The organism is Streptomyces sp. NPDC102514 (genome assembly GCF_055584525.1).
Map to the genome: position 1 here is coordinate 93,690 of NZ_JBVJLW010000021.1, position 25,447 is coordinate 119,136.

General features: G+C 69.4%; 19 protein-coding genes. 10 read left to right on the plus strand and 9 right to left on the minus strand.

Annotated features, from left to right (window positions below; translation table 11 throughout):
- Nucleotides 1-5: 5 nt before the first annotated feature.
- The 5 genes from ACZ60E_RS38810 to ACZ60E_RS38830 form a co-directional block, all read right to left on the minus strand.
- Complete coding sequence (locus ACZ60E_RS38810; protein WP_469446698.1) at nt 6-3,404, minus strand: AMP-binding protein; 3,399 nt, start codon at nt 3,402-3,404, stop codon at nt 6-8.
- A complete protein-coding gene (locus tag ACZ60E_RS38815) occupies nt 3,401-4,477 on the minus strand; it encodes an LLM class flavin-dependent oxidoreductase (protein ID WP_469446700.1) in 1,077 nt (358 codons plus the stop codon). Before ACZ60E_RS38815 ends, ACZ60E_RS38810 begins: the two co-directional genes overlap by 4 nt.
- Nucleotides 4,474-5,208, minus strand: a complete 735-nt coding sequence (locus tag ACZ60E_RS38820; protein ID WP_469446702.1) for a class II aldolase/adducin family protein — start codon at nt 5,206-5,208, stop codon at nt 4,474-4,476. The genes ACZ60E_RS38815 and ACZ60E_RS38820 overlap by 4 nt, the downstream gene beginning before the upstream one ends.
- Nucleotides 5,201-6,565: an SUMF1/EgtB/PvdO family nonheme iron enzyme gene (locus ACZ60E_RS38825; protein ID WP_469446704.1), complete on the minus strand. Its 1,365-nt coding sequence runs from the start codon at nt 6,563-6,565 to the stop codon at nt 5,201-5,203. Before ACZ60E_RS38825 ends, ACZ60E_RS38820 begins: the two co-directional genes overlap by 8 nt.
- Nucleotides 6,566-7,555: 990 nt before the next feature.
- The gene (locus ACZ60E_RS38830; protein ID WP_469446706.1) at nt 7,556-7,801 is read right to left on the minus strand and encodes a hypothetical protein; all 246 of its coding nucleotides are present in this window, start codon (nt 7,799-7,801) and stop codon (nt 7,556-7,558) included.
- A gap of 299 nt (nt 7,802-8,100) precedes the next feature.
- Between ACZ60E_RS38830 and ACZ60E_RS38835 the strand changes: the two genes are divergently transcribed.
- The gene (locus tag ACZ60E_RS38835; RefSeq protein ID WP_469446708.1) at nt 8,101-8,307 is read left to right on the plus strand and encodes a hypothetical protein; all 207 of its coding nucleotides are present in this window, start codon (nt 8,101-8,103) and stop codon (nt 8,305-8,307) included.
- Here the strand turns inward: ACZ60E_RS38835 and ACZ60E_RS38840 are convergent.
- Nucleotides 8,304-9,821, minus strand: a complete 1,518-nt coding sequence (locus tag ACZ60E_RS38840; RefSeq protein WP_469446709.1) for an FAD-dependent monooxygenase — start codon at nt 9,819-9,821, stop codon at nt 8,304-8,306. The genes ACZ60E_RS38835 and ACZ60E_RS38840 overlap by 4 nt on opposite strands.
- A gap of 54 nt (nt 9,822-9,875) precedes the next feature.
- Nucleotides 9,876-11,111 carry an SGNH/GDSL hydrolase family protein gene (locus tag ACZ60E_RS38845; protein ID WP_469446710.1) on the minus strand — a complete coding sequence of 412 codons (1,236 nt, stop codon included), beginning with the start codon at nt 11,109-11,111 and terminating at the stop codon, nt 9,876-9,878.
- A gap of 172 nt (nt 11,112-11,283) precedes the next feature.
- Between ACZ60E_RS38845 and ACZ60E_RS38850 the strand changes: the two genes are divergently transcribed.
- From ACZ60E_RS38850 to ACZ60E_RS38860, 3 genes are all read left to right on the plus strand, one after another.
- Nucleotides 11,284-11,409: a hypothetical protein gene (locus tag ACZ60E_RS38850; protein ID WP_469446811.1), complete on the plus strand. Its 126-nt coding sequence runs from the start codon at nt 11,284-11,286 to the stop codon at nt 11,407-11,409.
- Between the two features lie 73 nt (nt 11,410-11,482).
- Nucleotides 11,483-14,749: a BTAD domain-containing putative transcriptional regulator gene (locus ACZ60E_RS38855; RefSeq protein WP_469446712.1), complete on the plus strand. Its 3,267-nt coding sequence runs from the start codon at nt 11,483-11,485 to the stop codon at nt 14,747-14,749.
- A gap of 160 nt (nt 14,750-14,909) precedes the next feature.
- Nucleotides 14,910-15,386 carry a class I SAM-dependent methyltransferase gene (locus ACZ60E_RS38860; protein WP_469446714.1) on the plus strand — a complete coding sequence of 159 codons (477 nt, stop codon included), beginning with the start codon at nt 14,910-14,912 and terminating at the stop codon, nt 15,384-15,386.
- 47 nt (nt 15,387-15,433) lie between these two features.
- Here the strand turns inward: ACZ60E_RS38860 and ACZ60E_RS38865 are convergent, their stop codons facing one another.
- Nucleotides 15,434-16,462 (minus strand): LacI family DNA-binding transcriptional regulator, encoded by a 1,029-nt coding sequence (locus ACZ60E_RS38865; RefSeq protein ID WP_469446716.1) that lies wholly within the window; start codon nt 16,460-16,462, stop codon nt 15,434-15,436.
- A 338-nt stretch (nt 16,463-16,800) separates the two neighbouring features.
- Between ACZ60E_RS38865 and ACZ60E_RS38870 the strand changes: the two genes are divergently transcribed.
- From ACZ60E_RS38870 to ACZ60E_RS38890, 5 genes are all read left to right on the plus strand, one after another.
- Nucleotides 16,801-18,108: an extracellular solute-binding protein gene (locus ACZ60E_RS38870; RefSeq protein ID WP_469446807.1), complete on the plus strand. Its 1,308-nt coding sequence runs from the start codon at nt 16,801-16,803 to the stop codon at nt 18,106-18,108.
- Nucleotides 18,105-19,007: a carbohydrate ABC transporter permease gene (locus ACZ60E_RS38875; RefSeq protein ID WP_384800877.1), complete on the plus strand. Its 903-nt coding sequence runs from the start codon at nt 18,105-18,107 to the stop codon at nt 19,005-19,007. The genes ACZ60E_RS38870 and ACZ60E_RS38875 overlap by 4 nt, the downstream gene beginning before the upstream one ends.
- 1 nt (nt 19,008) lies before the next feature.
- Nucleotides 19,009-19,905, plus strand: a complete 897-nt coding sequence (locus ACZ60E_RS38880; protein ID WP_384800880.1) for a carbohydrate ABC transporter permease — start codon at nt 19,009-19,011, stop codon at nt 19,903-19,905.
- A 103-nt stretch (nt 19,906-20,008) separates the two neighbouring features.
- The gene (locus tag ACZ60E_RS38885) at nt 20,009-22,390 is read left to right on the plus strand and encodes a beta-xylosidase/alpha-l-arabinosidase (protein WP_469446720.1); all 2,382 of its coding nucleotides are present in this window, start codon (nt 20,009-20,011) and stop codon (nt 22,388-22,390) included.
- A gap of 270 nt (nt 22,391-22,660) precedes the next feature.
- Nucleotides 22,661-23,449 carry a DUF1963 domain-containing protein gene (locus ACZ60E_RS38890; RefSeq protein ID WP_469446722.1) on the plus strand — a complete coding sequence of 263 codons (789 nt, stop codon included), beginning with the start codon at nt 22,661-22,663 and terminating at the stop codon, nt 23,447-23,449.
- A gap of 137 nt (nt 23,450-23,586) precedes the next feature.
- On the opposite strand, the gene ACZ60E_RS38895 is transcribed toward ACZ60E_RS38890, so the two are convergent.
- The gene (locus ACZ60E_RS38895; protein ID WP_469446723.1) at nt 23,587-24,183 is read right to left on the minus strand and encodes an HD domain-containing protein; all 597 of its coding nucleotides are present in this window, start codon (nt 24,181-24,183) and stop codon (nt 23,587-23,589) included.
- 666 nt (nt 24,184-24,849) lie between these two features.
- On the opposite strand from ACZ60E_RS38895, the gene ACZ60E_RS38900 reads away from it, so the two are divergent.
- Nucleotides 24,850-25,269, plus strand: a complete 420-nt coding sequence (locus ACZ60E_RS38900; protein WP_469446725.1) for a hypothetical protein — start codon at nt 24,850-24,852, stop codon at nt 25,267-25,269.
- The last annotated feature ends 178 nt before the right edge of the window (nt 25,270-25,447 follow it).

A 25,447-nucleotide genomic window follows, 5' to 3' on the forward strand; every position in this document is an offset into this window, starting at 1 on the left:
GCTCCTCATCCCTGGGCGGGTGGTTGGCCGAGGTGGTCCTGCCGCAGCCGCAGTACGAAGGCGGCGAGAGTGTCGGTGTCGAAGACGAGGCGGACCGGTACGCGTACCGAGAGCTGTGAGCGCAGCACGACGACGAGGCGCGCGGCGGCCATCGAACTCCCGCCCAGTTCGAAGAAGTTGTCGTCCGCGGCCACGGCGTCGACCCCGAGCACACCGGCCCACGCTTCCGCCACCTGCCGTTCCAACTCGGAGAGTGGCTCGGTCCGCGGCGGGCTGTCGCTGAGCTCCCCGGCGTCGGTGCGCTTGGCAGCCGGACGCGAGGTCGCGGGGAACGGCCCGAGGACGCGGTCCGGCAGCGTGACCAAAGGCGCGTCCGGATCCTCGGCCAGCGTCCGCAAGGCGTCGAGCACGTCCTCGGACAGCCGGGCCGCGGCGGCCGGTGCCAGCCGCGCTCGGTCGTACTCGACGCGCTGGACCCACCCGGCGGGACTCTCGTTCCAGTACACCAGCAGATCGCACTTCGGCGCCCGGCTCGGCAACTGGTCGATCAGCCAGCGCACCCCGTCCGCGGCGGTCGCCTCTCCTGGGAGCCGGTTGTGCAGGAACATGACCTGGGTGTACGGCGGATACGCCGCCGAGCGCCGCGCGGCCCGGGTCGTATGTCCGACGATGACCTGGAAGGGCACCGACCGGTGCGGCCAGGTATCCAGCGCGATCTGCCGCACCGACGCCAGCAGGGTGCGTCCGCTCGTCGTCGCGTGCAGCGGGATGCTCAGGGGCAGGAGGTTGACGAAGAACCCCATCCGGTCGGCGTCCTCGTCCGTGCGGACGGAGACAGGTGCGGCGATCGTCAGTTCGTCGTTGGAGTGCAGCGGTCGCAGGGCCACGGTGAGGCAGGCCGTACCGATGACGAACGGGGTGACGCCCTGCGATCCGGCGAGAGCGCGTATCCCGGTGACGAGCCGGTCTGGCACATCGCGCTCGATGACGCCGAGACGGTCCGCGCCGCCGGGCGCGAGAACCGGATCGGTCCAGACTTGGGGCCGTGCCTGCGCGAGACCGTCGAGCCACTTCTGTGTCGACGGACCGATCGCGGACGCGCGGCTCCCGGCCGCGACGGAGGGCGGTCCCGGCGCGGGTGGTGCGAGCGCTGAGGGTTCCGCCGCCGCGTCGTAGAGCGTGACGAGATCGTGCAGGAAGATCTCCGCGGACCGTCCGTCCCACACGATGTGATGCACGGCCAGGGCCAGCACCGAAGGCGTCTGCGCGTCCCGGCTCTCGTACAGCCGCCAGCGCATCAGCGGCGCCCGCGAGAGGTCGAAGGGCGCCAGCAGCCCGTTCGCCGCCAGGTCTGCGAGGAGTTCCTCGTCGGAGGCGACGGTCGGGCCGGCCCTCTGGAGTTCGACGCCCGCGTCGCGAAGCACGACTTGTACGGGGCCGGTGTCCTCGACGCGGAAGACCGTGCGCAGGGCGGGAGTCCGGGCGACGAGATCCCGCAAGGCGGTCTGCAGCCGGGGCACGTCGACGGGCCCGCTCAGCCGCAGCGTCAGCACCTCCACGTAGGGGGCTCCGGTGGGGTCGAGCTGTTCGAGGAACCACATCCGTTCCTGCGTACTCGTCATCGGCAGACGCAGCGGAGAACCGGGCACGGCGGGCCGCGCCCCGGGGTTGCCGTCGTCGTCCTCGCGCACGGTGTCGAGGCCGTCGTCCCGCCTGTCGCGGTGCTCGCCGTCCCGCAGCGCGGCCGCTATCGCGATCGGTGTCCGCTTCTCGAACAGCAGCTTCATGGGCAGGGCGACGCCGAGGCGCCGGATCAGCAGGGCCCGGACCCGGGACAGCCCCTGGGAATCGCCGCCCAGTGCCAGGAAGTCGTCGTGCCCCGCCACCGGGCTGTCCTGACCGAGCACCGTCGCGAAGGCCCGGGCCACTTCCAGCTCCGTCGCGTCCAGCGACCGGGCAGTGCTCTCCGGCATACGGTTTCCGGGCGTCGGCACGGGCAGTCGCGCCCGGTCCAGCTTTCCGCTGGACAGCATCGGCAGCTTCTCCGCCCGGAGGAAGACGGTCGGCACCATGGCCCTGGGCAGCCGCTCCGCCAGGTGGGAGCGGAGTTCGTGGGGGAACACCCCGGCGCCCGCGCGTACCACCACGTGGCAGACCAGCCGGGCGCGCGCCGAGGCGTCCCGCCACACCGAGACTGCGGTGGCGGCGACCGCGGGGTGGGTCAGCACGACCGCCTCGACCTCGCTCACGTCGACGCGAACCCCGTCGATCTTCAGCTCCTGGTCGCGCCGGCCCAGCGGGACCAGATTGCCCTCCGGGTCGAGGCGGACGAGATCACCGGTGCGGTACATGCGCCCGCCGTCACCGGCGAACGGATCGGGCAGGAAACGCTCGGCCGTGAGCCCCGGCCTGCCGAGGTAGCCGTGCGCGAGACCGGACCCGCCCACGTACAGCTCCCCCTCGTCGCCAGGCGCGACCGGGGCGAAACGGTCGTCCAGCACATGCAGTCGGGTCCGCGCGATCGCTGTGCCGCACGACGGCAGGCCCGACGGGGGAGGGGTACGGGGCAGCCGGGCCACCGAACGGACGCCTGTCGTCTCGGTGACGCCGTAGGAGTTGACGACGTCGAAAGGGAGCCCACGGGGCCAGGTACGAAGCTGTTCGCCGCCGGTGACCAGCAGACGAAGGGCGCCGGCGGCGGGCCACCGCACGCCGAACAGCCGCTCGCCCAGGGAGGTCACGACGATGCTCCAGCTGACGCCCTGTTCCAGCAGCCAGTCCCGGGTCGTCTTCGCGCTCCATTCGGTGCCCTCCGGTGCCACCCGGACACAGGCCCCGGCCGCCAGGGACGACCACAGCTCCCAGCGTGTCAGCGCGAAGCCGGGAGACGAGAGCCAGCTGCCCCGGTCGTGCTCGGTCAGTCGGAAGGCTTCCGCCGTCCACCTGGCTTCGTTGACGATTCCCGAGTGCGGTGAGCCGACGGCCTTCGGCTCACCGGTGGAGCCGGAGGTGAAGAAGACGTACGCGAGCCCCCGGTCGGCGCCGGCCCGTCGGCCCCCGAGTGTCTCGATCCGCTCATCGGGACCGATCAGGAGGTCGCAGCGGGCCGCCTCCATCATGCGCTCGGCCCGCAGCCGGGGCAGCGCGGGGTCGACGGGTACACAGACGGCGCCGGCCTTCCAGCAGGCCAGGACAGTCACCACCTGCTCCACCGAGCGGGGCATCCGCACCGCGACCCGGTGGCCGCCCGCGCTGTCGGGGCGCAGCCGGCCGGCGAGAGCCGAGGCCCGCCGCTCCAGGCCGGCGAAGTCCAGGTCGCCGTCGGGCCCGGACAGTGCCGGCCGGTGCGGATGCCGGGCACTCATCCGGCCGACCAGCTCCTCGACGCGGGACGGGCCGGTCACGACGCGCTCAGCTCCGCCGCCACCAGACGGGGCAGGACTTCGGTGCCCAGCAGGGTCACCGAACGCAGTGCCTCCTCGTGCCCGATGTCGCCGTAGCGGATGTGGAGACTGGCCTCGGCGTCCGGATAGAGCTTCGCCACGTGTCGCAGGGCCTCCGTCACCTCGTCCACGTCTCCCGCTATCGCGGTGCCCGCCGCCAGCAGATCGGCGAAGCGGGTGTCGCGGGCCGAGGCCTCCATCTGTTCGTAACCGGGGTACTGGTCCGAGGTGACGCCCCGCCAGGCGGAGTACGCGGCGAGTTGCTTGCTCCTGTAGTGCTCGAAGTGCTCCTCCGCACGCTGCCTGGCCTCCGTCGCGTCCGGGGCGACATAGCACTGGTAGCTGACGTGCAGGCGGGCCGTTCCGGGATGGCCCGCCTGCTGCCAGGCGGCCCGGTGGATCCCCAGGAGCTCGACGAGCCGTTCGTGACGCGCCACAACCGGAATGATCATCAAGTGGTATCCGCGCTCGCCCGCCCAGCGGAAGGACTCCTCGGACACCGTCGCGGCGACGAAGACGGGCGGGCCCGGCTGCTGCACAGGCAGCGGCAGCAACCGCGGCAGCGGCCCGAACCGGTGGAACGTGCCGTCCCAGCGGAAGGACTCCTCCCGCCACAGCCGTTCCACCGCGGCCACGCCCTCCTGCATCCGCGCGCGGCTCTCCGCCATCGGTACCCCGAACGCCTCGAACTCCGAGGGCAGGAAGGCCCGGCCGAAACCCGCGTCCAGACGTCCGCCGGAGAGGTTGTCCAGCATCGACAGCGAGGCCGCCAGCTTGACCGGATGCTGGAAGGCGGGCACCACGGCCCCCGTGACCAGCCGCACCCGGCGCGTCCTCGCGGCGACCGCGCCGAGGAACAGCACAGGGTCCGGGCTGTAGCCACCCCACTCGTGGAAGTAGTGCTCCACGGCCCTGACATGGCTGAAGCCCAGCGCGTCCGCCGTCTCGCACAACTCCAGACACGACCCGTAGTAGTGGTGCGCGGGTTCCTCCGACGGGCCCACCGTGGGCAGGAAGGTCAACCCCACCTTCATGGCCGGTGCCCCCCGGCCGCCAACTCGAACAGATTGCGGTACTGCAGCTCGGCGTACTCCAGCCCGGCCAGCGTCGCCGCAGTCGGCTCGGCGACGTGGTGCGATATCACCACCGGCTTTCCCGTGGTCTCCGCGAGCAGCTGCACCTGCGCTGCCCGCTCCATCACCACGAACAGCCAGGCGGCCTCCGCGACGGAGCGCCCACCGGTGAGGAAGCCGTGATTCTGCAGGATCACGGCGGTGCCCGAACCCAGCGTGGCGGCCACGGCCTTGCCTTCCTGACGGTCGTTGACCAGGCCGTCGAACTGCTCGTACACGTGATGCCGGCCGTACAGGGCGCAGGCGTCCTGGGTGATCGGGTCGAGCACCCGTCCCAGAGCCGACCACGCCTTGCCGTACAGGGAGTGGGTGTGGGCGAAGGCCGTCAAGTCCGGGCGGGCGCGGTGCAGTTCGCCATGGAGCGGATCGACGGAAGGGTTGAGGGCGCCGCGTCCCGAGCCGACCCTGCCGTCCGGATCGATCAGCAGCAGATCCTTCGGCCGCACCCTGTGGAAGTCCAGCCCGAAGGGATTGACCCAGTAGTGCCCCGGCCTGCCGGGGTCGGTGACGCTGATGTGGCCGGCGATGCCCTCGCTGTACCCGAGCGCGGCGAAGAGGTGGATCGCCTCGACGAGTTCCTGTTTGAGATCCTCGGTCCGTACGGCCACCTCGTCCGCCAGATGCTCATCCATGACGCCGCGCCTCCTCCTCGGTCGCGTCGTACGCGCACCGGAATCCGACTTCGTTGTGCCGATCGGTCAACAGGTCCTTGCCGCGGTAGAACGTGGTCAGGCAGACGGGCGGCGAGGTCCAGGTCCCCCCGCGCAGCACATGGAACGCTTCTGGGCGGTTCATGAACTCGCTGCTCCTGCGGCCCTTGAAGAAGGGGGCCATGTCCGACCGGGTGAAGAAGTTCGTCCGGGTCATCTCCCAGACGTTGCCGGCCATGTTGAGCGTGCCGTAGGGGCCTGCTCCGGCGGGCAGCGCGTCGGCGGCGACGACCGGATGACTCGGCCGGTCCAGGGTCGTTCGGATCAGGAGGTCTTCCAGGGCCTCCAGGTCCGGCGGAGTGTCGCATTCATAGGCCGAGGAGACGAACTGGGCCCTCTTGGGATCCCATTCGTCGCCCCAGGGATAGCGGCGGCCGTCGGTGCCGCGGGCGGCCTTCTCCCATTCGTCCTCGGACGGCAGTCGGCCCCCCGCCCATTTGGCGAACGACCAGGCGTCGTACCAGTCGATACCCACCACGGGAAAGGACGGATCATTGAAACGAGGATCACGCCGGTGAGCGGATGTGTGATCCTTGTTCTCCGGCTGGTCGGGGTGCGCGAACTCTTTTGTCCCGCGCGTATCGGACAGGAACTCGCTGTAACGGGCGTTTGTCACTGCCGTACGGTCGATCCAGAACGGCGGAAGTTCCACGGCGCGCAGTGGATTGTCGGTGCTGTCCATCTGGAAGGGGCCGACCTCGGTGGCGTTCGCGCCGGCGACGAAGGGGCCGGAAGGCACGAGCACCGCGTCGCGCAGATCCCGTTCGCGAACGGCCGCGGCGACACTCGCGTGCTTGTCCGCGAAGTGTGCGTCCTCAAGGGCGCGCAGCTCGCCGGGGTCCTTCGATTCGAAGAAGTCCAGCAGCGCCCTTTTGGTGAAGGCCGCGCCGCAGCCGACAGGTTTACGGGCGTATCCGGGGCGCGTGAAATTACTGGGCCACCCGGAGATACGGATCATGTGTTCCACGGCTTCGGGCAGCCGGTGACGGCCTGCCGCCTTGATGGCGGTGAACGCGACCCAGTCGACGTCGTCATGGGTGGCGGAACAGATCGCCTCGCGGGACGGCGCGGAGTCGGGGAACCGCTCGGCGAGTGTCTCCACGGCGATCCTGCGAATGTTCCAGTCGCTGTGATCGGTGGTCCAGCGGACCAGGCCGTGCAGGAGTTCCTCGGAGGCGGGCTGTTGGCCGAGCGCCTTCTCCAGGTCGCGCAGACGGGCCGCGTAGTCACTGTCCTCAAGGCCGTTGAGGTCCGTCTCGCCCGCCAGATCCTCGAACACGCGCGTTTCCCCTCTCTCGTCTCTCTCCTGCGGCAGTACCGGGTGGCTGCGTGCCCGCCACCCGGTACCGCGGGCTCTTCATGCGGTACTCACCACTTGGTCGCGGCCTCGCCCGCTTCGCGGGAGCCGAGGAAGTCCTCGTTCGTCATGAGCTGCCTCCTTTCCGTAGATCGCCGTTTTGTCCGACCGCTCAGCGCGGTGGCTCATGGGTGAGGGAACGGCAGAGTCCACTCCGTGCATCCCGATTTCCTCAGGCATGCTCGGAATATCGGAATCCGCTCGCATTCGCCTTTGCGGCGCGACAGACCCGTCGGCTCGGCGAAAGTCAGTGGGTGAGCGGGTGGGCGTGGTAATGCCTCGCACCGGTCGTCGAATCAAGACGTGACGAAGTGAGGATTCCAGGAAATAACTCTGAGATCGGTCATGCCGCTTCCGGACATCGCGTCGCCCCCGTAGGTCACGCTGAAGTATTGGGCCGTTACGAACACACGGGCTCTGCTGGTCAACGCAGGGAGCCAAGTCGTGCAGGAAGTCTGACAACGGTTCCAGAACTGACTTGATCGTGTCGAGCGTATTCGTACGTGCCATACGGATCCGACGGTCCCGTCGAGTGATCTCCGTGGATCCAATATTTGCTGGACCTTACCCGGGGGGAAGTTCAGCTGTCAATAAACGTCTTGGTTGTGTCCGGATCTGAACGGAAGCGCCAATTTAACATGTCTCACACTTGCATCAGTGGTTGCAGTGCACCCGTCGCTTTGGTTGCGTTGATCATTCTTTCCCCTTTCAGCACTTCGAATGGGGTGGGCGACGGCAAGGGGAAAGATAAGTTAAAGAAACGAGCGGCAATAAATCCAGGCAGGTCAGACCATGTGTCAACGGTATTTCCCTCTCACGGGATCGAGCAGGCCTGCGGTCAGGACACCCCCTCCGAACGGGGTGCGGAATCCCCTGACACGGCCCGCGCCGCACCGCCGCTATCGGCTGACTTCAGCCGGTGGCCGGAGGGTAGGAGGCCTGTGCCTGTGGCTCGGGCCGCTGCCCGTGGAAGCTCTGCACGGTGTGGGTCCGAATCAGGCGGTCGTGCTGCGCGAGTACGGCGTGCACGGCGTCGGCCTGCTCGCCGGCATTCCGTCGGCCACCGCGCAGCGCCTGCTGGGCGGCAAGGCCGGTCGGAAAGCCGTCGACCGTGCCCGGGGTTTCGATCTCCGCCGCATGCCGGAGGCGTCTGCGCACGAGGACCGATGGTGTACCGGCTCATCGATGCCGCGTGCTGCAGCGCGGTCGCCTGACCGGTCTCGCTTGAGGGGCGAGGACCCGGCCTGGTTGACGCCGACGAGATCAGCCTGGACCAGGTAGGTGAGGATCGGCTGGTCGCGGAGGTGGTCAGTGATCGCATCCGAAGCAAGTTCGAGCCCGGCGCGATTGGTCCCGCCGCCACCTTCCGTCGCGCCTCCTGACCACCCCTCACCCATCGGCCACACCGGCCTGATCTCTTCTGGAAGCGAGAACTGGCGCTGCTCAACCCGACCGGAATGCTGGAACCCGCCTCACTGCCGCACTGGCCCTACGCCCAAGCCGTCGACCAGGAACTCGCCGGCCGCGGCATCCCGCCCGGCGCCGCCCGCATGGAACGCGAGTACCGGTACGAGGCCACGATGCGCCTGGTCTTCAGCTGGGGCCCCTCCCGCTGCGCGGGCCCGGGCGGTGGGGGCTTGTTTTGGGCGGTGAGCTGCCTCTAGCGGTCAGGCCCGAACCAGCGGGCGGCGGCCTGTTGCAGTGCGTTGCGGTCGGGGTCGTAGTCGTCCGCCCAGGCGATGACGCCGTCGGGGCGGATCAGTAGGGCGCCGAGGCCCAGGTCGTTGATGACGGGTCCGGCCTTGTAGCGGATCAGGTCTGCACGGCCGTCGGTTGTGCCGTGCAGCTGCCGGCCGGTGCTGAATTCGAGGACGACGCCGCGCCCGTCGTGCAGGAGGTCGCTCAAGCGTGTCCCGTCGTGGAAGCAGAAGTCGGGGGCGTTGCGTCCCACCAGCGGGTGGCTGCTACCGAGGTCGTAGTGGGTGGATGAGCCGGAGGTCCGGTTGTGGACGTAGGTGGTGCCGTCGCGGGTTTCGAGCAGATCGCGGATCAGGGCCTGTAGGGCCTGGGCATGCGGGTCCGGCTTCATGGCGGCGGTCTGGGCGCGCGTCCACTGCAGTGTCCGGGCGCCGACGGGGTGGCGCTCGCTGGTGTAGGTGTCCAGCAGTCCGGTGTGAGCGTGGCCGCGCACGGTCGCGGCGAGCTTCCAGCCGAGATTGACGGCGTCGCCGATACCGGTGTTGAGGCCCTGCGCGCCCAGCGGGGAGTGAATGTGGGCGGCGTCTCCGGCGAGCAGGACCCGGCCCTGACGGTAGGAGGTGGTCTGCCTCGCGCGGTCGGTGAAGGTGGAGACGAGCTGGACGTCGTCGAGGGTGACGGCGGTGCCGGAGACGCGGCGCAGCACGCCTTGCAGGTGTGCGACGGATGGCCGGCGGGTGCGGTCGAAGGCGCCGCCGTCGAAGTCCATCATGCCGATGTGACCGGGTGTGGGCATCGTCAGATACATGCCGGTGGGGGTGAGGGTGAAGCCAGGCTCAAGAGGGTTGGGCTCGGCGACGGCGGCGAGCATGGTGTAGCCGGTGAACTGCGGTTCGGTACCAACGAATTCGAAGTCCGCGAGGCCGCGCACGGTGCTGCGGCCGCCGTCGCAGCCCACCAGCCAGGTGGCCTGGTAGGCGTCGTCGCCGGCCTGCACGGTCACCGTCCGGTCGTCCTGCTGCAGGGCGGTGGCCCTGATGCCGCGGCGGATCTCGACGCCGAGCTCGGCCGCCCGCTCTGACAGCACCGTCTCAACTGCTTCGAGGCTGGTCATGACGCCTTCGAGTACGGGGCTGGGCAGCCGGTAGGGCAGCGTGTCGGTGTTGATGTCGGCGGGGTTGAGCATCATGCCGGCGAAGTGGGCCACGCTGCGCGGCGCCGGTGCGGGCGCGGTGTCGGGCACGGGCGTGGCGTAGTTGCTCACCCCGGAGGCGGTCAGCAGCGGCTGCAGCATCCCGCGGCGGTGGAAGATTTCGACGGAGGCCGGGGACAGGCCGCGCATGCCCAGCGGCATCGCCTTGTAGGGGGTGGCCATCTCGGGTTCCTGCTCCAGAACCAGGACCTGGCAGTTGGCCAGAGCCAGCTCGCAGGCCAGGAGCAGTCCGACCGGACCGGCACCCACAATGATGACGTCACGCATGAGACATGTCCCTTCTCGAAAAGATCAACGGGTTGAGGTGGTCGCGGGGCGAGGTCAGCGGAACAGCGACAGGTCGATGGAGTTGCCGAGGGCACGGCAGCCCGCGTCGCTGCCGTGCAGGTGGTCACCGGCGTGGAAGTCGTCCTTGATCCGGGCCGGGTGGGCCGGATCGCGCCAGACGGCGTCGAAGTCGAGGACCGCGTCGAAGGCGCCGCTGGTGCGGATCCACTCGTTCACCGCTTGACGCACCCGCTCGCCTTCGGGCGTGAACACGTCGTCGCCTTCAAAGGGGGTGAGGGTGGCGACGTAGACGCGTACACCGCGGGCGCGGGCCCGAGCGATCAGCTGGACGTAGCCCGCGATGAGGTCGTCGACCGTCACCGCAGCGCCGGGGAACATCGCCAGGAAGTCCGGGGCGGGGCCGCTGCCGTCCTTGGGCGCGTACGAGATGCAGATGTCGCCGAGCCCGATGGCGATCACCACGTGGCCCAGGCCGGGTGTGGCGAGCACGTCGCGGTCGAAGCGGGCCAGCACAGCCTCACCCAGGCCGGGGTTGAGCATCCGGTTTCCGCTGATGCCCTGGTTGGAGACACCCTGCACGGGCCCGTCCTGCTCGGCCAGACGCTCGGCCAGGCGGTCGGTCCAGCGCCGGTTGGCATCGGGGGTGGTGCCGGAGCAGTCGGTGTTGGAGTCCCCGATGACCGCGATGGCCGTGGCCGGGGCGTCGGGGAGTACGTCGATCGCCGAGAGGAGGGCCTGCAGCGGCAGGTTCGTGGCCGTCTCGGGCACGGTCGGCGCGTCGACGGTGTTGCCGGGGATGCTCCAGGCGGTCTGCACGCCCATGGCATGGCAGGTGGCGCTCTTGATCGCTTCGGGCAGGTAGAGGCTGATGGCCAGCTGCGTGAGGGCTGGTACGGGCAGCTCGATCGGGTCGCTGAGCATCGGCGCGCCGACCGGCACGGTGACGCCCGCCCGGCCGGCGAAGGTCAGCACCTGAGCACTGCCGGGCCGGATCCCGCCGTCGGGTGCGGCGAGGGCGATCTGCGCCGCCCCGATGGTCAGGGGTTCGGTGCCGTACTCGTTGGTGAGCCGCACGCGTACCCGACTGCCGCCGCCGCTGATCCGCACCACCTGGCGCAGGGTCGTGTCGGCAAAGGTCGGCAGCGGACCGAACTCCTCGATCGGGGCGTGCGGGGCGGCCCCCCACGTCCGCACCCAGGCCTCCTCCGCGGTGGTGGTGGGGGTGGTCGGGGTGGTGCCTGTGGGCGTGGTGCTGGTGGTGTGCGTCATCGGAGTACTCCCTGCTTGTGCGAGTCCGTGCCGTCCTGGCGTCATCGGCGGCGATCGTCGTGTTCACCGCGGCACATCGCCACACTCGCCCGGACCGCGCACACGGAGCGCACAGCGCGCTGACACGCGTACCCTCACCCGGGGCGCAGCGGCCGGGGCCCGTGTCAGGGCGGTGCGGTGCGCTGCCGGGCGCGGCATCGGGCTCGACGGCTCGTACGGCGCGGCGGACTTCGTGTCCTGGTACGACGGGCACCCGGACGTGCCGCGCACCGGGGACGGCGTCCGGGACTCGGGCTGACACCCGTCGGTGTGCCAGGGCGGTGTCCTTGTGCGGATTTGGTCATCTCGGTGCGGCACGCGAAGATCGGCCCATGGATGGGGACGCACGGCTGCGCATCACGTTGCTGGGCGAATTCGCGGCCGCTCGCGGCGATCGTGCCCTGCCCGTGCCCGGACTGCGGCTGCGCGCTCTCCTGGTCCAGCTCGCGCTGGCGGGCGGACGCACGGTCGGCCAGGGAGCCCTGATCGACGCGATCTGGCCCGAGGATCCCCCGGGCGACCCCGCCCGCGCCCTGCAGGCACTCGTCTCCCGTCTGCGCCGGTCCCTCGGCTCGCCCCACACGATCACCTCAAGCCAGAGCGGCTACCGCCTGGACGTGGCCCCTGCTGAAGTAGACGCGCTGCACTTCGAGGAGCTCGCCGCTGCCGGACGGGAGCGGCTTCGCGCCCACGACGCGCACGGCGCGCACACCCGGCTCACCGAGGCCGTCGCACGGTGGGAGGACCAGAGCGGTACGGAGCCCGCCGTCCTTGCCGGCCTGGCGCCCGCCGCCGCGACCCGGCTGGCCCACACCTTCACCGAGACCGTCGCCGACCTTGCCGAAACCGACCTCGCCCTGGGCAACGCCGCGCAGGCCACGACCCGCCTGACCGCCCTGCTCACCGGCCACCGGATGTATGAGCGCGGAGTCGCGCTGCTCATGGACGCGCTCGCCGCGCAGGGACGCCAGGCCGAAGCCCTCGCCCGCTACGAGCAGTTCCGCGAAACACTGGCCGACGAGCTGGGAACCGAGCCGGGCGCCGCCCTGCGCGAACGTCACCTGCGCCTGCTGCGCGACGAACCACCCGCCACCACCCCCTCTGCTTCCCCAGCCGGCCGGAGGCAGGAGGTGCGGGGGAATCTGCCCGCGCCGCTGACCAGCTTCATCGGCCGCGACGACGACCTCGCCCGGATCGAGTCCCTGCTCACCTCCGGGCGCCTGGTCACCGTGCTCGGCCCCGGCGGCGCCGGAAAGACCCGCCTGGCCATCGAGGCCGCCCGCCGCCGGCGTCCCCAACACCGCGACGGCACCTGGCTGATCGACCTCGCCTCCGTCACCGACGCGGGCAAGATCGGCGGGGCCCTGCTCGTCGCGATCGGCCTGCGCGGCTCCGCGCTCTTCGACGCCTCGGTGAAGCTGCGCACCGACCCCGCCGACGAACTCGACGCGCTCAGTGATGAGTTGGACGGCCGCGAAACCCTCCTCGTCGTGGACAACTGCGAGCATCTGATCGACGCCGTGGCGCATCTGCTGGCCGCCCTGCTGGAACGCTGCAGCGACCTGCGCGTCCTGGCCACCAGCCGAGAAGCCCTCGCCATCCCCGGCGAGGCCCTCGTTCCGCTGGGCCCGCTGCCGCTGCCCGCCCCGGACGCGGACCTGGAACAGACGCGGCGCACGCCGTCGGTGCGCCTGTTCACCGAACGCGCCGCCGCCGTCGTGCCCGGCTTCGACGTCGACGAGCACAACCAGGCCGAGATCCTGCGCATCGTGCGCAGCCTGGACGGCCTGCCGCTGGCCCTCGAACTGGCCGCGGCCCGCCTGCGCACCTTGTCCCTGACCGGCCTGGCCGACGGCTTGCCCGACCGGTTCCGGCTGCTGACCACCGGCAGCCGCACTGCCTTCCCCCGCCACCGCACCCTGCGCGGCGTCATCGCCTGGAGCTGGGACCTGCTCACCGACCAGGCCCGCACCCTCGCCGAACGCATCGCCGTCCTGCCCGGCGGCGTCACCCCCGCATCAGCCGCAGCGCTCTGCACCGACACCACCACCGTCGCCGAGTACGACGTCCCCGAACTCCTCTCCCACCTCGTCGACCGCTCCCTGCTGCAGCTCGCCCCTGACAGCGGCCGCTACCGCATGCTGGAGACGATCCGCGAGTACGGCCTGGAAAAACTGGCCGAGCACCGCACCCTCACCCATGTGCGAGACCTGGCCGCCCGGTACGGCGCCGAACTGGTCGCCGAGCACGACCCGCTCACCCGAGGCCCCCAGCAACTGCACGCCCTGCACGTCCTGCGCGCCGAACACGACAACGTCCTGGCCGCCCTGCGCTACCTGTGCGACAGCCGAAACGCCGACGGCGCTCTGTGCCTCGCGCTCGGCATGATCTGGTACTGGCGCATGCGTGGCCAGGACGACGAAGCCGCCTACTGGCTCGGCCAGGCCACCGCGATCCCCACCGGCCACCGCGGCGTGCAGCACGACATCGCCACCGCCCTGCACCTGCTCGACGCCCCCTACAGCGCACTGTTCAACGACGTGCCACCGGACGCGGACGAAACGGTCCGGGTGCTGACCGAGCGGCTGCTGAACCACCCCGGACTGCCCGGCTTTACTGGGCAGTTGATGACCGTTGCGCTGGCCTGCCTGCACCTGAACGACGGCGGTCGGGCCACGCTCCAGCGTCTGGCGGACGGGCCGGATGTGTGGCTGGCCGGCCATGCCCTCATCTCCCGTGCCCACGCCGCCGAGAACGAAGGCGACCTCGACCGCGCCCGCACCGACGTGAGCGCAGCGTTGGACCGCTTTGCCGAGGCCGGTGACCGGTGGGCCACCGCCACCGCCCTTCCCTTGCGTGCACTGTTGCGCCAGTACGACGGCGAACTCGACGGCGCCGTAAAGGACTTGCGGGCGGCGAAGGAGACGGCCCGCGCGTTCGGAGCGCTCAGCATCCAGGACGAGATCTACATCGCCCTGCGCCTGACGGACCTGCACACGCGCACCGACCAGCCCGCACGGGCACTGGAGTTGATCACCACGACCCGGCAGCGGGTGCTGGCCTCGCCCTCACCCGGAATGGCGATCATTCTGGACGCGTGCCAGGCGCGACTGCACCTGCAGACCGGCGACCTGGCTAAGGCGGGCGAGCTGCTCGATACGACCGAAACCGCCCTGTCCCGCCGGCGTCCGCTGCGCGGCGACCACGAACACGCACTGATCGCCACCGTGCGCGCCGAACTCTGCCTCCACCTCACCGACCGGTCCGCCGCCGCACACGCCCTGCACCTCGCCTACACGGCGGCGGTGAACAGTCACGATCTGCCGATCGTGGCCACCGTGGCCGTCAGCGTCGCCCACCTGGCAGCACTGGACGAGCGATACCACGACGTGGCCGCCGTCCTCGGCGCAGCCGCCCGGCTGCGCGGCGCCCACGACCCCACCGAACCCCGCATCCGAACCCTGAGCGCGCGAGCCCGGACGGAGATCGGCGACCAGCCGTTCGAGGAGGCGTACACAACGGGCTGGGACCTGAAGGTGAACGCCGCCCTGCAACGCGCAGACCCCGCCCTCCAACTCGCTGCCCGACCGCCTGGGTGAGCGGCACGGAGCGGCAAGATTCCCAGGCGGGCATCTGCGGCCCGGCATGGCCCGTCACGCGGCGGGTGATCAACTGGGCAGTAGGTTACCTCGGGCGGTGGGGACTGCGGATCCATCGGTGTGTACGCGGCAAGGCCTGGCCGGCTTCTACGATGATCGAATGCGCCAGCCCGCCCCAGAGCCGTACTGGAACACCAACGTTGCCCGGCATCCCGGCATCCTCCGGTCTGTTCCCGAGGGGTGCGGCGATGCCCTGGAAGTGGGCTGCGGGGACGGGCTGCTGGCACGGAAGCTTGCTGGGCGGGCGAAACGCGTCACTGGGATCGACAGGTCGCCGGACATGATCGCCTGCGCACGCGAGTTGGCTGCCGGCCACTCGCAACTCACTTTCATCGAGGGCGACTTCCTCACCACGGAACTTCCCGGTGCGCAGTACGACTTTGTCTGCTCGGTGACCACGATCCATCACATGGACTTCGAGGCAGCACTCGTCCGCGGTTTGATGCAGCCATATGACACACCGGGCCGGATGAGCCTGCCTCACTGCTCGATTGGCAGAAGCGCCGCGAAACGTGAGACGCCGGTGCGGGCTCGGGGCGTTCGGGTGAGGGGACGCCGACTCCGCCGTACTCAATGAGGGTGGTCCGGCCAGGTCGTGGCAGACGGGGCATGCGACCATCGCGGCTACCTGCGTGCCGAAGCTTCATCGCAGGGCCGCGCCGTCGAGGCGCGCACCACGAGTTCGGTGGCGAGTTCGATGTGGTGGGACTCGACCTTCTCGCCGTTGGCCAGCCGGAGAGCGGTGCGCAGGGCGGCGCTGCCCATCTCTCGTAGGGGCTGGCGCACGGTGGTCAGCGGCGGTGAGGTGATCTGGGCGAGGCTCGTGTCGTCGAAGCCGACGACGCTGAGGTCTTCGGGGATGCGCAGGCCGCGGGTGCGGGCGGTCTCGATGACGCCGACGGCGATCTCGTCGTTGCCCGCGAAGATCGCCGTCGGCGGTTCGGGCAGGTCCAGCAGCGCCGCGGCGCCGAGCAACCCGGCCTCGTACGTGAATTCTCCGGGCAGGACGTAGGCATCGGGCACCCGCGCTCCTTCCGCCTCCATGGCGGCGCGATACCCGTGCACGCGTGCCTGGTTGCACACGGCCATCGTCGGTCCGCCGAGGTAGGCGACGCGACGGTGGCCCAGAGAGAGCAGGTGCCGGGTCGCGGCCAGACCGCCCGCGAAGTTGGTCGCGCCGACACTGTTGACCCGGCTGTCGGGCAGGTGCAGCGGGTCCAGCACGACCAACGGCAGCCCGGACCGGGCCAGTTCGTTCAGATGCGCCGTGGAGTACACGCTGGTGACCGCGATGACGGCGCGGCGCCCGGCCGAGACCAGGTCCCGAGCCCAGTGCGGGGCGTGGGACGCCTTGCTGATCACCACCGAGGCCCCCAGCTCGGCGGCGGCGTCGATGATGCCTTCCAGTGTCTCGGCCACGTACGACTTGAGGCCGCCCTGGAACTGCACCTCGATGGTCGGGCTCTGGACGGCCCCGGTGTGGCGGAAGACGGGTGCGAGGTAGTGGTGTTGGTGCAGCAGTTGCTGCACCCGGGTGCGGGTGTGCGGTGCCACGTCACCGCGGCCGTTGACCACTTTGGAGACGGTGGCGATGGAGACCCCGGCCACCTGGGCGATGTCAGCCAAGGTGGTGCGTCTGGCGTTCGGCCGCATCGATTCCTCCCCGCTGTGCGTCCACCGGTGTGGTGAGCTGCCGGTGGGGCAGCCCCCGCACCGACGGTGTGTCTGCCGCAGGCATTGCACCACCCTCGCCCGATCATTCGATTTCGAAAACTTTTCGGACTGTGCCGACGTCCATTGAGGATCGTTCGTACCGGATAGTACGCAGCGGTTTACAGCCTTGCAACGGCGCTGCACGCACCTTGACACAGTGTCAGGTCGAAATCTAATTTGCACTAACAGAGTTCCAAAAAGGCAATTTCGAAAACTTTTCGGTACGGCTCCTGAGAATCCGACAGCTCTCGATTCGAGTGCGGAGAACAGACATGGAGATCCATCTCTCTCGGCGTACCCTTCTCGGTCTGGCCGCCGGCGTTCCGGTCTCCGCGGCGCTGGCGGCCTGCGGCTCCTCCGGTCCCGGCTCCGGCGGGGAAACCACCTACTGGTACCTGAACGGCCAGCCTCAGGAAGGTGTCAGAGCGGGCGCGGTGGACGCCTTCAACAAGGCCCATCCCGATGAGCAGATCAAGGACACCACCTTCCAGAACGACGCGTACAAGACGAAGATCAAGACCGCCATCGGTGCCGGGCGGGCGCCCACCATCATCTGGGGCTGGGGCGGCGGGACGCTGCGCAGCTATGTGAAGGCGGGCCAGGTCGAGGACCTCACCCCGTGGTTCGACGAGCACCCCGAGGTCAAGAAGCGGCTGCTGCCGTCCTCGTTCGACGCGGCGACCGTCGACGGCAAGATCTACGCGATGCCGGGTGAGACGGTGCAGCCGATCATCCTCTACTACAACCGGAAGGTCTTCGACCAGGTCGGCGTGGAACCGCCGAATTCCTGGGACGACATCATGGCGCTGGTGCCCAGGTTCAACGCCAAGGGCATCGCACCGTTCTCCCTCGGCGGCCAGTCCCGGTGGACGAACATGATGTGGCTGGAGTTCCTGTTCGACCGCATCGGAGGTCCGGAGGTCTTCCAGGCCGTCGTCGAGGGCGAGAAGAACGCCTGGTCCGACCCGCGCGCCATCACCGCGCTGACCAAGGTGCAGGAACTGGTCAAGGCCGACGGATTCATCAAGGGCTTCTCGTCGATCACCGCGGACTCCAACGCCGACCAGGCGCTGCTGTACACCGGCAGGGCCGCGATGATGCTGCACGGCGCCTGGTCGTACGGCATCCAGCAGGCCAGGGGAGGGGACTTCGTCCCCGGCGGCGGACTGGGCTACATGAACTTCCCGCCCGTCGAGGGCGGCAAGGGCGATCCGGGCAACACCGTCGGCAACCCCGCCCAGTACCTGTCCCTGTCCTCCAAGGCCGACTCCGACCAGAAGAAGACCGCCAAGGAATTCTTCGCCCGGGGCGTCCTCCAGCAGGAAGAGGTGCAGAAATGGATCGACAACGGATCGGTTCCGATCCGGCTGGGCACCGAGAAACTGCTGGCAGCCGCCAAGAACGCCGATTTCCTGCAGTTCACCTACGACATCGCCACCAAGGCCAAGGAATTCGGCCAGTCCTGGGACCAGGCGCTCAGTCCGACGGCCGCCGAGACCCTATTGGACAACATCGTCAAGCTGTTCCAACTGTCCATATCACCGCAGCAGTTCGCCCGTAACCTCAACGCGGTCACCGGCACATGAGCTCGCTGGCCGGCCGTCAGCCGCGCCACGGACCGCGCAGCATCCTGCCGTGGCTGGCGGCGCCGGCGCTGGTGGTCTTCGTGGGTTTCGCCGTGATTCCGCTCGTCGGCGTCTTCGCGCTGAGCTTCACCACGTGGGACGGAATCGGCGCCATCCACCCGTCGGGGCTGACCAGTTGGCGTGCGGTACTCACCGATCCCGGGCTGCCGCACGCCCTCGGGGTGACATTTCTGGTGATGGCCGTCTCCTGGGCCGTCCAGACACCGCTGAGTATTCTGCTCGGCACGTTCATGGCGGGCCGCCACCGCTACCGTGCCGTGCTGGGAGTGGTGTACTTCGTCCCGCTGATGCTCAGCTCCGCGGCGATCGCGCTCGCGTACAAGGCGCTGCTGGATCCGAACTTCGGGCTCGGCGCCGGGCTGAAGATCCAGGTACTCAGCCAGGACTGGCTGGGGCGGCCCGGGCTCGCGTTCGGAGTCGTCGTGTTCGTCGTCTCCTGGCAGTTCATCCCGTTCCACTCCCTGATCTACCAGGGTGGAGTGCAGCAGATCCCGAAGTCCCTCTACGAGGCGGCGCAGTTGGACGGCGCCGGGCGGATCCGGCAGTTCTTCAGCATCACGCTGCCCCAGCTGAAATACACCATCATCACCTCGTCCACGCTGATGGTGGTCGGGTCGCTGACCTTCTTCGACCTCATCTTCATCCTGACCGAGGGCGGCCCCGGCGACGCCACCCGGGTCCTTGCCCTGGACATGTACAAGCGGGGATTCCAGGCCAGCCTGATGGGACCGGCCAGCGCCATCGCGGTCATCCTGGTCCTGGTGGGCCTGGCCCTGGCCCTGCTGCTGCGCCGGCTCGGGGGCCGCGACGCCGGCGCGAGCCAACTTGAGGGGGCCTGAGGTGACCGACACGCTGACCGAACCGCGGCGACCGCGGCAGGCCGGCCACCCCGAGCGACAGGGTCCAACCCGTCCGGCGGCCCGCAGGCGCAACTGGGCCGGCGGCCTGGCCGGCTGGCTCTGGCTCGTCGTCGTGGCCGTACCTCTGTACTGGACCCTCATCACCAGCTTCAAAGCCCAGAACCGCTACTACGCGAGCAACCCGCTCGTGCCTTCGGGCGACCCGACGCTGGACAACTACCGGCTGGTCATCGAGTCCGACTTCCTTCGCTACTTCGTGAACAGCGTCGTGGTCACCGCCGGCGCCGTGGTGCCGGCGGTCCTGTTCTCCTTCATGGCCGCGTACGCGATCGTTCGCGGCTGGCGCATGCGGATCCTGCGGGCCATGAACGGGCTGTTCCTCATGGGTCTGGCCATCCCCTTGCAGGCGACGGTGATCCCGGTCTACCTGATCATCATCAAGCTGCAGCTGTACGACAGCCTGGTGGCGCTGATCCTCCCGTCGATCGCCTTCGCCATCCCGCTGTCGGTACTGGTGCTCTCCAACTTCATCCGCGACGTGCCCAAAGAGCTGTTCGACTCGATGCGGGTCGACGGCGCCACCGAATGGACGACGCTGTGGCGACTGGCGGCACCGCTCACCCGTCCGGCGATCCTCACCGTCAGCATCTTCAACGCACTGACCATCTGGAACGGATTCCTGCTGCCGCTCATCCTGACGCAAAGCCCTGACCGCCGGACCCTGCCGCTCGCACTGTGGACCTTCCAGGGCCAGTACGGGGTCAACGTCCCCGCCGTCGTTGCCGCCGTCGTCCTGACCACCCTGCCCGTCCTGGTGCTGTACGCGTTCGGCAGGCGCCAGCTGCTGAGCGGTCTGACCGCTGGATTCAGCCGTTGACCGGCGCCGCAGCCAGGACGCGATCTGCCCCGTACCGAGTCCTGTTCGTCTACCTGTTGATCCGTCGCGCCTTCGTCGAGGTTCTGACGGGCCTGGGAGGAAAATGAACGCCACCGTGGCTGCAGAGGACACCCCCGGAGTCTTCCTCTGGAACGACCCCACCGTTCCTGTCACCGCGAGAGTCGATGCCCTGATCGACGCGATGACCCTGCAGGAGAAGACCGCCCAGCTGTACGGAGTGTGGGTGGGTGCCTCCGATCAGGGCGACGAGGTGGCTCCTCATCAGCACGACATGGAGGAGGCCGTCGATCTCGACACACTCCTGCCCTTCGGGCTGGGGCAGCTGACCCGGCCCTTCGGCACGGTCCCGGTCGACCCCGCTCTGGGTGCACTCTCCCTGGCCCGCACCCAGACCCGCATCGCCGCCACGAACCGGTTCAACATCCCCGCTCTCGCGCATGACGAGTGTCTGGCCGGCTTCGCCGCCTGGGGGGCGACGGTCTACCCCGTTCCGCTGTCCTGGGGCGCCACCTTCGATCCGGACACGGTGCGGCGCATGGCCGCCGCGATCGGCCGCGACATGCGTGCCGTCGGTATCCACCAAGGTCTCGCGCCCGTCCTGGACGTGGTGCGCGACGCCCGCTGGGGCCGGGTCGAGGAGGCCATCGGCGAGGACCCGTACCTCGTCGGCACCCTGGGAACGGCATACGTGCAGGGGCTTGAGTCCGCCGGGATCGTCGCGACGCTCAAGCACTTCGTCGGCTACTCGGCCTCCCGGGCCGGCCGCAACCTCGCTCCCGCCTCCGTGGGCCCGCGCGAGCGCGCCGACGTTCTGCTGCCTCCCTTCGAGATGGCCGTCCGCGAAGGCCGCCCCCGGTCGGTGATGAGCGCCTACACCGACACCGACGGCATGCCCTCGGCGGCCGACGAGGAACTGCTCACCGGGCTGCTGCGCGACACATGGGGCTTCGACGGCACCGTCGTCGCCGACTACTTCGCCATCGCCTTCCTCAAGACCCTGCACGGCATCGCAGCGGACTGGGCCGGAGCCGCCGTCACGGCGCTGCGCGCGGGAGTCGACGTCGAACTGCCCAGCGTCAAGACGTACGGTGCGCCCCTGGCCGACGCGGTTGCCGACGGCCGCGTACCGGAGGCCGACGTCGACCGCGCCCTGCGCCGGATACTCACCCAGAAAGCGGTGCTCGGCCTGCTCGACCCGGACTGGAACCCCGTGCCGGCCGCGCTCGACGGAGCGGACCTGGACGATCCGGGCGCCCTGCGCGGCCGGATCGATCTGGACGGTCCGGACAACCGCGCGCTGGCCCGCACAGTCGCCGAGGAGGCGGTCGTACTGCTGAGCAACGACGGCACCCTGCCGCTCGGGCGGCCTCGCCGCATCGCCCTGCTCGGTCCCAATGCCGACGAGCCCACCGCCGTACTGGGCTGCTACTCCTTCCCCCAGCACATCGGTGTCCGGCACCCCGGCACCCCGCTCGGCATCGAGCTGCCCACGTTGCGGGACACGCTCGCCGCCGAGTTCCCCGACTGCGAGATCACCGTCGCCCGCGGCACCGGAATCGACGACGGAGATCTCTCCGGTCTCCACGAGGCCGTTCAGGCGGCACGCGAGGCCGATGTCGCCCTGGTCGTGCTCGGCGACCGCGCCGGACTCTTCGGGCGGGGCACCAGCGGAGAGGGGTGCGACGTCGGGACGCTGGCGCTGCCCGGCGCACAGCAGCAACTGCTCGACGCCCTGCTCGATCAGGAGACACCCCTGGTCACCGTGCTGCTCGCGGGACGGCCGTACGCTCTCGGCCGCGCCGCGCGGGAGTCCGCCGCGATCGTGCAGTCCTTCTTCCCGGGCGAGGAGGGCACCCACGCCATCGCCGGGGTGCTCAGCGGCCGTACCAACCCCTCCGGACGCCTGCCGGTCAGCGTGCCGCGCGAGCCAGGATCCCAGCCGGCCACCTATCTCGGGGCGCGGCTCGCACACGCCGGCGAGGTGTCCAGCATCGACCCGACCCCCGCGTTCGCCTTCGGCCACGGTCTGTCCTATACGCGATTCGACTGGACAGACCTGACCGTGGACGCCCATGAGGCCCCGACGGACGGCGAGTTCACCCTCGCCTTCACCGTCCGCAACGCAGGCGGACGGTCCGGAACCGAAGTCGTCCAGGTCTATCTGCACGACCCGGTCGCCTCCGTCGTCCAGCCGGTGCAACGCCTGATCGGCTACGCGAGGGTCGCACTGGAGCCGGGCGAGGCCCGCCGGCTGCGGGTCACGGTCCCGGCCGACCTCGCCTCCTTCACCGGTCGAGACGGCCGGCGCGTCGTCGAACCGGGCGACCTGGACGTACGGTTGGCCGCCTCCAGCGCGGATCCGCGTCTGACGGCCAGGGTCACGCTGACCGGAGCGGAGCGTTACGTGGACCACACGCGCCGCCTGCACGCCACCGTCGAACAGGAGCCGACCGCCCGTGCATGAAGAGGGTCCGCGCAGCCCACGCCACGGCGGCGCTGCGTCCCGCTGTCCGGCGCCCCGTTCCGAACCGGGCGGCGACCGCCCGACCTCGGCCTCGGTCATCTCACAACACGCCGCGCCGGGCTGGCTGCGCCGCATTGCTCGTACGCCGAAGGTCCATGGCGCGGCCTGCTCGCCGGGGACAACCGTGTTGCCCAGAACGCCGAGCCGCGGGCCGGAGACCTGCACGATGCCGCCGCACTCGTGGCCACGGGCCCTGGCATGATCGCGGTCATGACTTCTCCGATGGTGGGCCGGCTCGTCGTTCGCATGGCCGAAAGGCACAACGTTCCCGGGCCGGTCGCGCAGGAGATGCTCACCGGCTCCCGGCCATGCCTCCACCTGGTCCCCTTTCAGGATCTGACCCCCACCCAGCAGAAAGAGACCCGTCCCGCCGCACGTACGGGAGGCCTCCCCGCGCTGCCGGACGGCATCGACTGGCCCGACGGACGCGAACCTCTCGTCCTGACCGTCGACTGTGCGGCGCTCCCGCAGGGAGTCCTGGACATCGAACTGCCGCCTGAAGGAAGCCTGTTGTTCTTCACCGACATCGAGTACGAGCCTGAGTCGTCGGTGGTGCTTCACGTCCCCGCTGGTGCGCGAACCACGGAGCGCACGGCGCCGAACGAACTCATCGAGGGTGAGTCCTGGCAGCCCACGGTCTACGAACCGGGAGTCCTGTACCCGGTTCCGGGACTGACCGTCGCGCCCGATTGGCGCAACGCCCCCGCGACCAGTGTGTTCCGGGGCGGCGGTGCCGACCGGGACGACGCCCTGGACGGCTTCGAGGACGCCGTACGGAAAGCGGCGGCGGGCGGCGCCGCGCACGGAGTCTCCGTCCAGCTGGGTGGTTTCTCCCGTCCTTGGCAGTCGGCACCGGACGAGGGCGACCTGGTTCTCCTGGCACAGATACACGGTCAGTCGATCGACCTCGACGTCTATACCCAGACCCTGATTGTCGGCACCCGCGAGAACATCGCCAGGCGTCGCTATGCAAGCCTGGAGTTCGAGCAGCAGGTCTGAAAGCAGTGAGCCCGACTCCGAATTGTGGACACCGGAGAGACTCGGAGACTCGGATCTTCATGGTCCACGGTCCACTGGGGAACGGGATCCCCGCGAGGATGAAACATTACTCCGCCGAGTTCACGGCGGACGCGGTCTCAAGTCTGCGTGTGGCCGTACCGCGCCTTGACCGAGGCCAGGTCGGGTTCCCCGAACCTGGCACGCAGCAGGCCGAATGCATGGACCTTAGCCGCACCGAATGATTTCACGTGGGCGGCATAGGCGTCGGCGGTGAGGAAGACGGGCGGAGTCGTCTTGCTGTGGAACTTGTCGGCGTACATGACCAGTTGCTCTTCGACCGTCTCGGCCAGATAGTCGGCCTCGGGTAGGGCGAGGCCCTGTGCGCGGATGTCGTGCCGGCTGAGGCCGACTCCCGTGTGGCAGGAGCAGAAGCGGCACAGTCGCTCCGGGAATCCCTCCTGTCGGAGGAGCTCGTGGCCGAGAACACCATGGCGGATGTAGTTGCCGTGATCGAGTCGGCCGGCCTGGTCGTAGAGCCGGTAGACACCGATGTCGTGCAGGAGCGCACCGACGCGGACAAGATCGGTGTCGAGAGCGAGGTCTGTCCGCTTCCCGAGCTGTTCGGCGATGTCGCTGATGATCTGACAGTGAGTGAAGACGAGGTCCAAGGCTTCGTGCGACGGCGCGTGCCGTTCGTGGAGCGCGCGTACCTCGTCGACTGTCGGGAGGATCACGGCGGCAGCGTATCCTCGTCGACCTCAAGACTTTGAAGATCGGCGATTCCCAACAGCTGCGCAACCTCCCGCAAGCCAAGGACAGGTCGGTTGCTCGCGGGATCGGCTGCGCATAGGAATTCGACAGAGCCGCCATTTCGGCACTGCCGTGGATCTGATCTGGGCAAGGGATACAGCGCGCACTATGCGCGCACTCTCAGCGCGTGAAGATGGCCGTCGCACCCCAGAGACGCGGACTGCCCCAGGACCAGACCGTTGAGCGCCCGCCCTCCCCGCGCAAGGCCACACCGGCTCGGTCTCGGTGCCGGCCGCGCGGGTCAACAACCTCTTGGGAGGAGAGGGAACGGGCTGCTGCGTGCGGGGTCGGGATACGGACACGGTGCTTGATGTCGGCACGCGAGACGTCGATGTGACAGAGGAATCGCGCACACCGACCTTCGCCTGTCCGATCATCCGGATGATCATCGGTTGGCAGAAGGCTCACCAGCCGTGAAAGGGAGCAGCTCTCCAAGACCTCCACTGACCGGCGCGGAGATCGAGGCCGTCACTCTGAGGGCACTTGAGATACCGGGAGCAGGCCACTCTCCCGTACGCGTGCTGGCCCCGAAGTTGGCTCAACCTACGTTTCTCCCTGTCTCGAATCCTTCCTGCCAACAGATCCTTCACGTGCTGGGTGCCAGTACGGCCTCGGCCCTGGTGGTTCAGGACATCAGCTGGCAGGACCCCATCGCCAACGGCAGCGCCACGCTGGCCTCGTACAGTGGCGCGGGAGCACAGCAGGCCTTCCGCCTGCTTCACGACGCACTGCCCGTCTGCAAGCAGTACTCCGGTGTCAACTACACCGGTAAGTACCGTGCCGAGCTCACTGCGCGAAAGTCTCCGGAGTTCGGCGACGAGGCCGTCAGTTTCCACATCACCTATCCGGAACCGGAATTGGGCGGATTCCTGGACACGCACTACGTCGTCGTGCGGACCGGGGGTGTTGTCGCGGCCTTCACCGACTCGCGTGCCGGGAAGAAGGCGAAGTTCCCCACGGGGCACGTGACCGAGCAGGTGAACCGGCTGCGTGTCGCTCAGCGCTCCTGACAGCAGCAGGGCAGCAGGGCAAGCGCAGCAGGGCGCCGGGCATGCTGCGGGGGATCGCAGGCTCGCCCGGTGCCTTGCGCGTCGGCGCGGGCTGCGCGCGACCGAGGCTCTGCGGGGCCTTGGCGCCCGGCAGGAGCGGTGAGCGCTGGCCGGAGGATCTCCGTAGTGGCGTGGTCAG